Source organism: Flavobacterium chungnamense, assembly GCF_039539165.1.
Taxonomy (GTDB): Bacteria; Bacteroidota; Bacteroidia; order Flavobacteriales; family Flavobacteriaceae; genus Flavobacterium; species Flavobacterium chungnamense.
In genome coordinates this window covers 22,299-34,798 of sequence record NZ_BAABCS010000004.1, presented here as the reverse complement: position 1 = coordinate 34,798, position 12,500 = coordinate 22,299, and the positions used below count along the sequence as shown (strand labels likewise).

The window sequence follows — 12,500 nt, the reverse complement described above, 5'->3', positions numbered from 1 at the left end:
TACTTTCAAATGCAAAAGTAAGAAAAGCTGATTGCTATAATGATAATTTTTTGTGAATATCTTCAACAAATTTTTTGAATTGCTTATCGGTAGAAACCAAGTTGTCAACTGTTTTGCAAGCGTGTAAAACAGTAGCGTGATCTCTGTCTCCAATTTGAGAACCAATATTTGCTAAAGAAGCTTTAGTAAATTTCTTTGCAAAAAACATAGCTAGCTGTCTTGCTTGAACCACATGACGTTTTCTGGTTTTAGATTGTAAAGTATCTAAATCCAATTGGAAATAATCAGAAACTACTTTTTGAATGTAGTCGATTGATATTTCACGTTTTACATTTTTTACAAATTTCTCAACAATGCTTTTAGCTAATTCGAGAGTAACTTCTTTTTTATTGAAAGATGATTGTGCGATTAAAGAAATAATTGCGCCTTCAAGTTCACGAACATTAGATTTTATGTTTTGTGCAACATATTCTACAATTTCGTTTGGCATTTCAACACCATCACGATAAAGTATATTGTTCAAAATAGAAACTCTTGTTTCGTAGTCAGGTTGGTGTAATTCGGCAGATAATCCCCATTTGAAACGAGACAACAAACGTTGTTCGATATCTTGCATATCAACAGGAGCTTTGTCTGAAGTAAGAATTACTTGTTTTCCATTTTGATGTAAATAATTAAAAATATGGAAGAACACATCTTGAGTACCTGATTTTCCTGATAAGAATTGAACGTCATCAATTATTAACACATCTATCAATTGATAAAAATGAATAAAATCATTACGATTGTTTTTCTTAACAGAATCTATATATTGTTGTGTGAATACTTCGGCAGAAATATACAACACGGTTTTTTCAGGATATTTATCTTTAATTTCAACACCAATAGCATGAGCTAAGTGAGTTTTTCCAAGTCCAACACCACCAAAAATTAATAATGGATTGAATGAAGTTCCTCCAGGTTTATTGGCAACTGCCATACCAGCTGAACGAGCTAATCTGTTAGAATCACCTTCTAAGAAATTATCAAAGCTATAATTCGGATTAAGTTGCGACTCAATTTTTAAATTTCTAATTCCAGGAATCACAAAAGGATTTTTAAGTTCAGGGTTTAGGTTTTTAAAAGGAGCGTCAACATCTTGTGATTTAATTGGACCACGGTGAGCAGATGGCAATTGTTCCGTAAACGGTTGTTTATTGCCATAAGTGTTTTCCATTTTAATTTTATAGAGTAACTTTGCGTTTTTTCCAAGTTCTTTGGTTAGGGCAACTTTTAGTAATTTCACATAGTGTTCCTCTAGCCATTCGTAAAAGAATTTACTTGGAACTTGAATGTACAATGCGTTATCAGAAAGTTCAACTGACTTAATAGGTTCAAACCAAGTTTTGTATGCTTGCTCTTGAATATTGTCTTTTATAAATGACAGACAGTTTTCCCATACCGATTGCGCAGTTTTGTTCATATTATTGTTAAAATTACTAATTTAATTAAAGGTTCTCTTACAAAAAAAAGGAGATTTTCTTCGTGTTTTTTGGGTTAACAAATATGTGAACAAATTTCTTTAAAAAAAAATAATATGGTATTGATTTTTTAAAAATTTTGTTGTAAAGAATAATTTGAATTTTGATTAAAAGCAAAAAAAATAGATGAACGGATACGAAGTACAAGTTAGAGTTAGATATGGTGAAACCGACCAAATGGGAGTAGTATATCACGGCAGTTATGTGCCTTATTTTGAAATAGGAAGAGTGGAATGGCTTAGAAATAAAGGCGTTTCGTACAAAGCATTAGAAGAAAGCGGAATAGCCTTACCTATAGTTTCAATGCATTTGAATTACAAAAAACCAGCTCGTTATGATGATATGTTAACAATCAATACGAAGTTGAAGAAATATAGTGGTGTAAAGATTGAATTTGATTGTGAAATCCGCAGTGAAAACGAAGAGTTGTTAACAACTGCTCATTTTATACTCGTTTTTGTGGACATAAAAAATGGAAAACCTATTGTTCCACCAAGCTACATTTTAGATATTTTAAAAGCAGAAGTTTAGTCTTTTAATTTTATCTCAATTTCAAATAAATTATTAAAAATGTCGACAATTTGTTCGGCATTTTTTTTGCGTGTTGCAATTTCAATTTCGCAACTTTCGTTCATGTTTTGCGAAATTATTTCAAGATTTTTTTCTTTAATTACTCGCATTACTTTATTCATGTTTTTGTAATCAAAGGATACTGTATAATGTATGTTAATTGTTTTTTCAATAATTTCTGATGCTTCCAATGCCATTTGAGCTGAAGTTCTGTATGCTGAAATCAATCCGCCAACACCTAATTTAATTCCGCCAAAAAATCGAACTACTACAATTAATATATTAGTTAGTCCAAAAGATTGAATTTGTCCATAAATTGGTGCTCCAGCAGTATTACTTGGTTCGCCATCATCATTGGCTCTATATTGAATTTTATCGGTTCCAATTTGAAAAGCATAGCAAAAATGTACTGCGCCATAATGTTGCTTTCGTAAGATGTCTAAATGATTTTTGATTTCTTCTTCAGAAGTTACAGGAAATGCGTAGCCAAAAAACTTGCTATTTTTTTCTTTAAATAAAATTTCTTCAGATGATGTGGCAATGGTTTTGTAGGTATCGTTCAAAACTTAAAGCGGCAAATGTTTTTGATTGAACAAGTCTACAACATCTTCTTTTCCAACTTCTAGATTCCATACGTGAAGTCCTAAACTAGCTGCTGCATCGGTATTTACTTTTTTATCATCTACAAATAGAGTGCGTTTAGGAGATAAATCGTATTTACTCATTATGGTTGTAAAAATGGCAGGATCGGGTTTTCTCATTCCCATTTCATACGAGTAAAAAACTTTTTCAAAACATTGATAGAAATCACTGAAAAAAGAAACTCCAACATTGTGTTCAAATCTGCTTATGTGAATTTCATCTGTATTTGTTAGTAGAAATAATCTGTACTTTTTATAGGAAAGCATTTGTAAAAACTCCAATCTATATAATGGAAATTCACCAATTATAGTATTCCAGGCTCCTCTAATTTCTTCTAAAGATGCATTAGGAATAAATTGATGAAACGACTGAATGAATTCTAATTCTGTAACTTTTCCCTTTTCAAATAAGTCATTTATTTCCATCAGTTCAGGTTTAGGTTCGTTTAAACCTAATTTTTTGAATGCTTCAATTTGAGCCTGTTTTTCTAAATTGATAAAAATATCGCCAAAATCAAAAATTATTGTATCAATCATAATTGAAAAATGTTAAAAGTTCGTCATTTAAAATTTTCTCTTTTTTACTATTTTCTCTAGAAATAGTTGGCGCTTTGGTTCCAGATTTGAAATAAATTTCGCCTCTAAAAACTTGCGCTTCATCCCAAATGTTTGCATCTATAAATGTCTGCAAAGTTTGTCCTCCACCTTCAATAATTACCGATTGAATTCCTTCATTAAATAAGAAATCGGTAATTTCAAGAGCAATATTGTTATTGAAATTGATATTCTCTTTAGTTATCGTAATGGATTTTATTTGATTATCAAAGATATGACTTTCTTTTGAAATTCTATTATTTTGGTCTAAAACTATTCTAATAGGATGATTTCCAGACCAATCTCTGGTTGTTAAGCTTGGATTGTCTTCTATAACAGTATTGGTTCCAACTAAAATTGCTTGTTCTTCACTGCGCCATTTATGAACCAATTGACGTGAAAATTCGTTAGTTATCCAAACAGGTTCTTTTATTTCTTTTGTTAATGGAGCTATAAATCCGTCTTGGCTTTCTGCCCATTTTAATATAATGTAAGGTCGCTTTTTATTGTGAAAAGTAAAAAATCGTTTGTTTAGTTCGTTGCATTCGTCTTCGAGAATTCCTACGGTGACATTTTTTCCGGCTTCGATAAGCTTTTTAATTCCAGTTCCTGCGACTTTTGCAAATGGATCTATGGTTCCAATAACTACATTTGGAATTTTATTAGCAATAATTAAATCGCAACATGGCGGTGTTTTTCCAAAATGACTGCAAGGTTCTAAACTTACATAAATAGTTGATTTAGATAGTAATGATTTGTCCTTTACAGAATTTATAGCATTTACTTCTGCATGCGGTTCGCCTGATTTTCTGTGCCAACCTTCACCAATAATTTCATCATTATATACAATTAGGCTTCCAACCAAAGGATTTGGATAAGTTGTGCCCAAACCATTTTTTGCTAATTCGATGCAGCGTTTTATGTATGTATCATGTGTTTTCACATCACAAAAGTACTATTTTTGTAATGTAATTTTATCATTCAAAAGCATTTGATTTTTTGAATTTTGAATATCCAACTTTGAATAAAGAATTTTTAAATTTTAGAAATGATAATTAGAGAAATCCAATCTGAAGATAACAAACAAATTGCCAATGTAATTCGTCAAGTGTTTATATCGGATGATTATCCAAAAACAGGAACTGCTTTTGCCGATAAGCAATTGGATTTTATGTTTGAAACCTATGATAAACCAAAAGCTATCTATTTTGTTGTAGTGATTGATGGAAAAATTGTTGGTGGAGCAGGAGTAAGTCAATTGGATAATTCGGAAGAAAATATATGTGAATTGCAGAAAATGTATTTCTTACAAGAAGCTCGTGGAAAAGGAATTGGATTTGAAATGATTCAAAAATGTTTGATAAAAGCAAAAGAGTTTGGCTATGAAAAATGCTATTTAGAGACACTTCCCGAAATGCTTCCAGCTCAAAGTTTGTATAAGAAAGTTGGGTTTGAGTATCTTTGCGAACCACTTGGTGGAACTGGTCATACGAGTTGTCCTATTTGGATGATAAAAAGTTTATAGTGGTTTAATGTTGTTTAAAAATAGTTTAATGTTACTGAAATCATACAAATCCACATTTTTACAAGAGCTTTCTACTTTATATGATGAAAAGGAAATAGAGAGTTTCTTTTATATTGTATTAGAAAGTTTTCATAACAAGAAACGAATCGATTTGGCATTAAATCCAGAAATGGAAATGGATGCTGTTCAATTGTTGCGTTGGGAAAGCGTTTTATCTGATTTAAAAAAGGAGAAACCTATACAATATATATTAGGAGAAACCGAATTTTATGGTTTGCCATTTCTTGTAAATGAAAATGCTTTAATTCCAAGACCAGAAACTGAGGAGTTGGTAGAATGGATTATTTCGAATAATGAAGGACTTCGACAAGCTCAGTCTGACAAAAGTGCAAAATTGAAAATTTTAGATATAGGAACAGGAAGTGGTTGTATCTCTATTTCATTGGCTAAAAATCTTCCAGATGCTCAAGTTGCTGCTATTGATGTTTCTGAAAAAGCTTTGGCTACAGCTTATAAAAATGCTGAAATAAATAAAGTAGAAGTAAATTTTATTTTGGAAAATATTTTGGAAACAGAAGTTTTAGATGAAAAATACGATATTATTGTTTCCAATCCTCCTTATGTTCGAAATCTTGAAAAACAAGAAATTAAGTCTAATGTTTTACAATATGAACCTCATCTAGCATTGTTTGTTGAGGATAATGATGCTTTACTTTTTTACAGAAAAATTGCAACATTAGCCAAGAAAAATTTATCTGAAAACGGAAAATTATACTTTGAAATCAATCAATATTTAGGCAAAGAAACAGTTGAATTACTTGAAGAAATGGGTTTCAAGAATATTGTTCTGAAAAAAGATATTTATGGAAATGATAGAATGATTTCTTGTTGGATATAAATTACTCGTATCTCAAAGCCTCAATAGGATCAAGTTTCGATGCTTTTATAGCAGGATAAAGTCCAGAAACTATTGCTACTATGAAACTTGTAATTACTGCAGCTAGAATTGCTCCCCAAGGAATTACAAATCCGAATTTCATTAAGGATGCCATTAAATAACCTACCAACATTCCAAATATTATTCCAATTAATCCACCAATTTGAGCGATTAGTAAGGTTTCCATAAAAAACTGCCAAGCAATGGTATTTCTTTTGGCTCCAAGTGATTTTCTAACACCAATTTCTCTTGTTCTATCGGTTACAGAAACAATCATGATGTTCATTAAGGCAATTGATGAACCCATAATGGTGATAATACTGATTACCCATGCAGCAGCACTTAAATATCCTGTAATATTAGCAATTCTGTTGGCTAAATCGTCACTTCTTGATATTCCGAAATTGGTTTCTTCTACTGGACTTAGTTTTCTAATTTGTCGCATAGTAACCGTTGCATCATTTACAGCACTTTCTAAAAGTTCTTTTTGATCTACCATCGAACTTACTGTGTAATTGATGTTTGGTGTCGAAAATATAGAACGTGCGACTTGTATTGGAATAAGAATTCGTAAATCCTGATTGTTTCCGAAGGTTGAACCTTTTTCTTTTAAAACCCCAATTACTTTAAATTTTGCACCTCTTATAGAAAGAATTTTATCAACAGGATTGACGTCTTTTAGTAAACCTTTTGTTGCAAAATCGCTACCAACAACACAAACATATGCATTGTTTGAAATATCGAATGGATTGAAGTTTCTACCATTTACAATTTCTAAACCTGAATTGGTTGTATAAAGGTCGTCTACACCTAATACACTTATTTCGGGATCGGTTTTTTCGTTTTCATATTTTACTTCAGCGGTACTTGTTGCTGTAAATGAAATAGAAGTATGTGTAAAAGGATAATCGTATTTTTCTTTGAATGCTTTGGCTTCAGGATAAGAAATGATAGGATTTATTTTTTCAATTTCGCCACCACCTTGGTTTCTTGTCGAAAACTCATATTGATTGATGTTGAAAGTATTAGAACCCATAGAAGCAAACTTCGAGTTCAACTCATTGTCAATTGCTGAAACAACGGTAAGAATTCCTACTAAAGCTGTGATTCCTATGGCAATAATGACGATGGTAAGAATCGTACGCAACAATTGTGCACGAATCGAACCCAAAGCAATCTTAATATTTTCTCTAAAAACTGAATTCATAATTCTTATTTGACACGAAATTACAGTTTTTGTTACAAGTTTGTGTTATAAGAATTACAAATTATTTTAAAAAGTATGATATTTGTACCATAATTTCAGATATCTGATTTTAGATATTGGATTTAATGTCTAAAAAGCAATCTGAAAATTTAATATTTGTTATCAAAAATCAAAAATCAAAAATCTAATATTTTAAAAATGGCATCTAAACCAAGTATTCCTAAAGGCACACGCGATTTTTCACCAGTTGAGGTTTCTAAACGTAACTATATTATTGCTATTATGCGAACTCATTTTGAGAACTATGGCTACCAACCTATAGAAACACCAAGTTTTGAAAATTCAGATACTTTGATGGGTAAATATGGTGAAGAAGGTGATCGATTGATTTTTAAGATATTGAATAGTGGTGATTTTTTAGATAAAGTATCATCTGAAGAATTGCAAACAATTAACTACAAACAATTAACTAGTAAAATCTCTGAAAAAGCTTTACGTTATGACTTAACGGTACCATTCGCAAGATACGTAGTGCAACACCAAAGTGAGATTGAGTTTCCTTTTAAAAGATATCAAATTCAACCTGTTTGGCGTGCCGATAGACCACAAAAAGGTCGTTTTAGAGAGTTTTATCAATGTGATGCCGATGTTGTTGGTTCAACATCGTTGTGGCAAGAGGTAGAGTTGGTCCAACTTTATGATGCTGTCTTTGCTGATTTGGGTTTGGATGGTGTTACTATCAAAATTAACAATCGTAAAGTTTTATCAGGAATTGCTGAGGTCATAGGAGCTTCAGATAAATTGATTGATTTTACAGTAGCTTTAGATAAATTAGATAAAATAGGAGAGGACGGCGTTAAAAAAGAGATGCTTGAAAAAGGAATTTCTGAGGAAGCGTTGGTCAAAGTACAACCATTATTTAATTTTATTGGAACCATTCAAGAGAAAATCGCGAGACTTTCGGTTTTACTTTCTTCGTCAGATGAAGGTATGAAAGGAGTAGAGGAGTTACGTTTTATTTGTGATAATGTTACTAAACTCGGATTGCAAAAAGCTACTTTAGATTTAGATGTAACTTTGGCTCGAGGATTGAATTATTATACTGGAGCAATTTTTGAAGTAGCTGCGCCAGAAGGAGTTGCCATGGGTTCTATAGGTGGTGGTGGAAGATATGACGACTTGACTGGAATTTTTGGATTGAAAAATATTAGTGGCGTTGGAATATCTTTTGGTTTGGATAGAATTTATTTGGTTCTTGATGAGTTGGGATTGTTTCCAGAAACGGTAACTATCGCAACTAAGGTGATGTTTTTAAATTTTGGAGAAACCCAATCTTTTGAAGTAATGCAAGCTGTTCAGAAACTTCGTTCAATTAATATTAAAACTGAAATGTATCCTGATGCTGTAAAGATTGACAAACAGTTTAAGCATGCTGAAAAAAGAGGAATTCCTTTTGTGGTTAAGGAGATTTCAAATGGTTTATTCACTTTGAAAAATATTATTTCTGGTTTGCAAGTCCAGGTTAGTTTTGAAGAATTGTTGACTAAAATTAATTAAAAATTTGTCTAAACTTTTGGGTGCAGTCTATTTAAGTAGCTTTTTGGCGTCAAATCAATCATTTAAACCTTAATTAAAAACGATTTTTTTGCTAGTATCACCTTTTTTATTAAGAACCGCGCAAAAGGATTCGCGCTACAGCTTGGTGTGGAGGCTGGAAGACACAGATAGGTATTGTTAATCGTACAAAACCTGTTATGTTTTGATTTTCAGAATCTTTTGCCTAGTTTTGATGTATTAAAACAAAATAAAACTATTCAAGAAGCACATAATACTATTTTAATTATTCTTGAAATAAATACGATACAATGAAAAAAATATATTTAATCTTATCACTGCTTTTATTTAGTGTTTGTTGTTTTTCTCAAAGTCGTTATGTTTCACAAACAACAAAAAAGATTGTATACACTAGAGATGGTGGTGTATGCCAATGTTGTGGTAGTTCTTATAGTTTAGAATATGACCATATTGTTCCATTTTCTTGTGGTGGTAGCAGCAGTCCTTCAAATATTCAATTGCTTTGTCGTAAATGCAATCGTAGTAAATCTAACAGTTGTTATTGTAAAGTTCATGATAAAAAAGTAGGTTCAAATTGTTGTGATGGCAACACTACCAGTAAGCCAACAACTACATCAACCCAATGCGGAGGCACAACAAAAAAAGGCAAAAGATGTAAAAAAATGACAACCAACTCTAGTGGACGTTGTTATTTACATCTATAATTTATTAAACAATTTAAAATCTTAACGAACATGAGTATGTTGTTTGCAATAGACACTAAAACGGAGGAAATAATCGTTTCAGATTCTCCAAAAGGAAGTAATGAAATAATATTTATTGAACGAATTAAACGTCAAGACAATGAAGTTCTTTATAATGCTGTTATTACTTTAACAAGTATTACAAAGGAACTCATTTTTGATATTACAATTTTTAAAGCAATGGATAAGGTCTGTCAAATGATGTATAATAAAAACAAATAATTCAATAGTAATATGCGCCAGCTTCCCGCGCAAATTCATTCGCTTGGTACTGCAATTTAAAATATTGAAAAACACACCCCCCCCTTTAACATTATTTTTTTACCTATGTAGTCAGTAGCACTGCTGTATTTTATTCTTGTCTACACACAATAACTTCTAAAAGCAAGTCTTTGTATTCGTTTCTTGTAAATAGATTTCACCAATCCACAACTGCAAAATTAATAAAATACAATCCCCAGAATTAAGACAACTTTTTACCCTGTGTATCCTTTTAATTTATTCAGTAATATCAAGTGTTTTAACCATGATTTTCAAATTTCCTTACTCCGTTTCCTTACTCCATAAAACACGAATAAGAGTGATTTCCAATAAAAAACCCCTTAACAACTGATTGTTAAGGGGTTAATGTGTAGCGAGAGGGAGATTTGAACTCCCGACCTCAGGGTTATGAATCCTGCGCTCTAACCGACTGAGCTACCTCGCCTAAATTGGCATTCCCTGAATGCGGGTGCAAATATAAGACTATTATAACATTGACCAAATAATAAATTGAAAAAAAATATTTTTTTTCTTGACTGCTTTTTTAAATAAAAATTATATATTTCGCAAAAAATTACATTATGTCACCAAAAGTACGTTACGAAATAGAATTTCCTATTAATTCTTCTCCTCAATTACTATATCAATATATATCAACTCCTTCTGGATTACAAGAATGGTTTGCAGATATTGTTAATTCTAGAGGTGAGTTTTTTACCTTTGAGTGGGATGATACGGAAGAACATGCAAGATTAGCCGCAAAGAAAACTGGCGAAAAAGTAAAGTTCAAGTGGATTGATGACAACAAAAAGGATACAGAATACTATTTTGAACTAAGAATTTTAGAAGATGAAATTACTAAAGATGTCTCATTAATGGTTGTAGATTTTGCAATCGAAGAAGAATTAGACGAATCTAAACAACTATGGGAAAATCAAGTTTCCGATTTAAAACATGTTATTGGTTCTGTTTAAAAATCATTTTTAAAACTTATATTTGTCTCGTCTCTTTCTAATAATGAGACGAGATTTTTTTTATGATTAATTACAACGGAGAAATTCAATCTTCAGACACTACTTTGTCTAATGTTAATAGAGGTTTTTTATATGGTGATGGTGTTTTTGAAACACTAAAAATCGTAAATAATAAAATCTTATTTTTTGAAGACCATTATTTTAGATTAATGGCTTCTATGCGAATTGTTAGAATGCAAATTCCAAATAGTTTTACTTTAGAATATCTAGAAGAGCAAGTTTTGAATTTGGCGAAAGCTAACAATTGTGAAAATTCAGCTCGAGTAAGATTAACCGTTAATAGAAACGATGGCGGATTTTATCTTCCACAAACAAGAACTGTTTCGTTTTTAATTCAAGTTTCACCATTAAATGAAACGCATTATTCCTTTTCGGATGCGATTTATGAAGTAGATTTATACAAAGATTTTTTTATTACTAAGCAGTTACTTTCCACTATCAAAACTACCAATAAGATGATAAACATAACTGGTAGTATTTTTGCCGATGAAAATGATTTGCAAAATTGTTTGCTTCTAAACAATGAAAAAAACGTAGTCGAAGCATTGAATGGAAATCTCTTCATGTTAATTGGAAATCAATTGATAACACCATCTGTTGAAGACGGCTGTTTAAATGGGATCATGAGAAAACAAGTACTTCAAGTTGCTAGAAAAATTGAAGATGTTGAAGTTTTGGAACAACCAATTTCACCTTTCGATTTGCAAAAAGCAGATGAATTATTTATTACTAATGTAATTACAGGAATTCAACCTATTACAAAATACCGCAAAAAGGAATATAAAAGTGATTTGTCTAAAGTGCTATTGGAGAAAATTAATGACTTAATTTAGAATTGGATTTTCTGGTGCGTTAGACCAAATGACATATTCGCCACCTAATTCGATAATTTTTTCTTTCCAAAATTGCTTTGAAGATTTACTCAAAATTGAAGCTTGATAATTATTAGCCGTAATTATCCATGAGTTGGCTTGCAGTTCATCTTCAAGTTGACATGAACCCCAACCGGTGTAACCCAAGAAAAAGCGAATATCTTCCTTATTGATTTTACCATCGTTGATTAAGTTCTTGGTTAATTCAAAATCGCCACCCCAAAAAATTCCATTTGAAATTTCAATACTGTTTGGAATCAACTCAGGATTAGTGTGGATGAAATATAAATTGTCTTGTTCCACTGGTCCACCATTGTAGATGACAAACGAACTGTTAATTTCTGGAAGTAAATCGTTGATAGTATATTCAAGAGGTTTGTTCAAAATAAATCCAACAGAGCCTTCGTCGTTATGGTCGGCCAATAAAATAACAGACCTATTAAAAGATAAGTCGCCAATTATGGATGGTTCTGCTATTAAAAGTTGTCCTTTTTGGAGTTTTTCATATGTCATATTGACGCAATTTTAACTAAAAGTACGAATAAAAGTTTTAAAACCAAATTTTAGAGCAAAAAAAAACCATTCGATCAACGAATGGTTTTCTATATCAAAGATAAACTAGATTAGTTTACAGAACCTTCTAAGTCTGATCCAGCTTTAAATTTTACTACATTTTTAGCAGCGATTTGAATTTTACCATTTCCTGGATCTCCTTCTTTCCACTGAGGGTTTCTTCCTTCTCTAGCAGCTCTGTTAGAAACTGACCATGATCCGAAACCTACTAAAGAAACTCTTCCACCTTTTTTCAAAGTTGATCCTACGTTTCCTAAAAATGATTCTAAAGCTAATTTTGCAGCTGCTTTTGTAATTCCTGCGTCAGCAGCAATAGCATCGATTAATTCTGATTTGTTCATAATAATAGTTATTAATTGTTGGTTAAACTTTTTTGTTAATCAAAACAAATTTAGTAGAAATTACAGACTACACAAGTAACAGGGGTTATTTTTGTTAATTTTGTTGA

Annotated in this window: 15 protein-coding genes and 1 tRNA gene; 8 read left to right on the top strand and 8 right to left on the bottom strand. The window is 31.4% G+C overall.

Translation table 11 applies throughout. The features are described 5' to 3' along the window. Positions 1-34: 34 nt before the first annotated feature. Entirely contained in the window at positions 35-1,462 is a 1,428-nt protein-coding gene (dnaA, locus tag ABD771_RS02465; protein ID WP_345090174.1) for a chromosomal replication initiator protein DnaA, read from the bottom strand. Between the two features lie 184 nt (positions 1,463-1,646). Here dnaA and ABD771_RS02460 point away from each other — a divergent pair, with 184 nt between their 5' ends. Beyond that, positions 1,647-2,051: an acyl-CoA thioesterase gene (locus ABD771_RS02460; RefSeq protein WP_345090170.1), complete on the top strand. Its 405-nt coding sequence runs from the start codon at positions 1,647-1,649 to the stop codon at positions 2,049-2,051. Here the strand turns inward: ABD771_RS02460 and ABD771_RS02455 are convergent. From ABD771_RS02455 to ribD, 3 genes are read right to left on the bottom strand one after another with little or no spacing between them, the layout of a single operon-like run. Further along, positions 2,048-2,653, bottom strand: coding sequence for an IMPACT family protein (locus ABD771_RS02455; RefSeq protein WP_345090166.1), 606 nt, complete (start codon positions 2,651-2,653; stop codon positions 2,048-2,050). The genes ABD771_RS02460 and ABD771_RS02455 overlap by 4 nt on opposite strands. Before the next feature lie 3 nt (positions 2,654-2,656). Beyond that, complete coding sequence (locus ABD771_RS02450) at positions 2,657-3,268, bottom strand: HAD family hydrolase (RefSeq protein WP_345090163.1); 612 nt, start codon at positions 3,266-3,268, stop codon at positions 2,657-2,659. Next, positions 3,261-4,268: a bifunctional diaminohydroxyphosphoribosylaminopyrimidine deaminase/5-amino-6-(5-phosphoribosylamino)uracil reductase RibD gene (gene ribD / locus ABD771_RS02445; RefSeq protein WP_345090160.1), complete on the bottom strand. Its 1,008-nt coding sequence runs from the start codon at positions 4,266-4,268 to the stop codon at positions 3,261-3,263. Before ribD ends, ABD771_RS02450 begins: the two co-directional genes overlap by 8 nt. Positions 4,269-4,373: 105 nt before the next feature. On the opposite strand from ribD, the gene ABD771_RS02440 reads away from it, so the two are divergent. Continuing rightward, positions 4,374-4,850: a GNAT family N-acetyltransferase gene (locus ABD771_RS02440; RefSeq protein ID WP_345090157.1), complete on the top strand. Its 477-nt coding sequence runs from the start codon at positions 4,374-4,376 to the stop codon at positions 4,848-4,850. A gap of 28 nt (positions 4,851-4,878) precedes the next feature. After that, positions 4,879-5,748 (top strand): peptide chain release factor N(5)-glutamine methyltransferase, encoded by an 870-nt coding sequence (prmC, locus tag ABD771_RS02435; RefSeq protein ID WP_345090154.1) that lies wholly within the window; start codon positions 4,879-4,881, stop codon positions 5,746-5,748. 1 nt (position 5,749) lies between these two features. Here the strand turns inward: prmC and ABD771_RS02430 are convergent, their stop codons facing one another. Next, complete coding sequence (locus ABD771_RS02430; protein ID WP_345090151.1) at positions 5,750-6,994, bottom strand: ABC transporter permease; 1,245 nt, start codon at positions 6,992-6,994, stop codon at positions 5,750-5,752. Between the two features lie 198 nt (positions 6,995-7,192). On the opposite strand from ABD771_RS02430, the gene hisS reads away from it, so the two are divergent. The 3 genes from hisS to ABD771_RS02415 all read left to right on the top strand — a co-directional run bounded on the left by hisS (position 7,193) and on the right by ABD771_RS02415 (position 9,534). Next, positions 7,193-8,551, top strand: coding sequence for a histidine--tRNA ligase (hisS, locus tag ABD771_RS02425; RefSeq protein ID WP_345090148.1), 1,359 nt, complete (start codon positions 7,193-7,195; stop codon positions 8,549-8,551). A 308-nt stretch (positions 8,552-8,859) separates the two neighbouring features. Continuing rightward, positions 8,860-9,273: an HNH endonuclease gene (locus tag ABD771_RS02420; protein WP_345090145.1), complete on the top strand. Its 414-nt coding sequence runs from the start codon at positions 8,860-8,862 to the stop codon at positions 9,271-9,273. Between the two features lie 36 nt (positions 9,274-9,309). Further along, complete coding sequence (locus tag ABD771_RS02415) at positions 9,310-9,534, top strand: hypothetical protein (protein ID WP_345090141.1); 225 nt, start codon at positions 9,310-9,312, stop codon at positions 9,532-9,534. 410 nt (positions 9,535-9,944) lie between these two features. On the opposite strand, the gene ABD771_RS02410 is transcribed toward ABD771_RS02415, so the two are convergent. Continuing rightward, positions 9,945-10,018, bottom strand: a tRNA-Met gene (locus ABD771_RS02410). Between the two features lie 136 nt (positions 10,019-10,154). Between ABD771_RS02410 and ABD771_RS02405 the strand changes: the two genes are divergently transcribed. Together ABD771_RS02405 and ABD771_RS02400 are read left to right on the top strand one after the other, a co-directional pair. Then, the gene (locus ABD771_RS02405) at positions 10,155-10,547 is read left to right on the top strand and encodes an START-like domain-containing protein (RefSeq protein ID WP_345090137.1); all 393 of its coding nucleotides are present in this window, start codon (positions 10,155-10,157) and stop codon (positions 10,545-10,547) included. A 62-nt stretch (positions 10,548-10,609) separates the two neighbouring features. Next, complete coding sequence (locus ABD771_RS02400; protein ID WP_345090134.1) at positions 10,610-11,440, top strand: aminotransferase class IV; 831 nt, start codon at positions 10,610-10,612, stop codon at positions 11,438-11,440. Here the strand turns inward: ABD771_RS02400 and ABD771_RS02395 are convergent. Both ABD771_RS02395 and ABD771_RS02390 read right to left on the bottom strand, forming a co-directional pair. Beyond that, complete coding sequence (locus ABD771_RS02395; protein ID WP_345090131.1) at positions 11,432-11,992, bottom strand: YqgE/AlgH family protein; 561 nt, start codon at positions 11,990-11,992, stop codon at positions 11,432-11,434. The genes ABD771_RS02400 and ABD771_RS02395 overlap by 9 nt on opposite strands. A 110-nt stretch (positions 11,993-12,102) precedes the next feature. After that, on the bottom strand, positions 12,103-12,393 hold the full coding sequence (locus ABD771_RS02390; protein ID WP_345090128.1) for an HU family DNA-binding protein: 291 nt from the start codon (positions 12,391-12,393) through the stop codon (positions 12,103-12,105). Positions 12,394-12,500 lie beyond the last annotated feature (107 nt).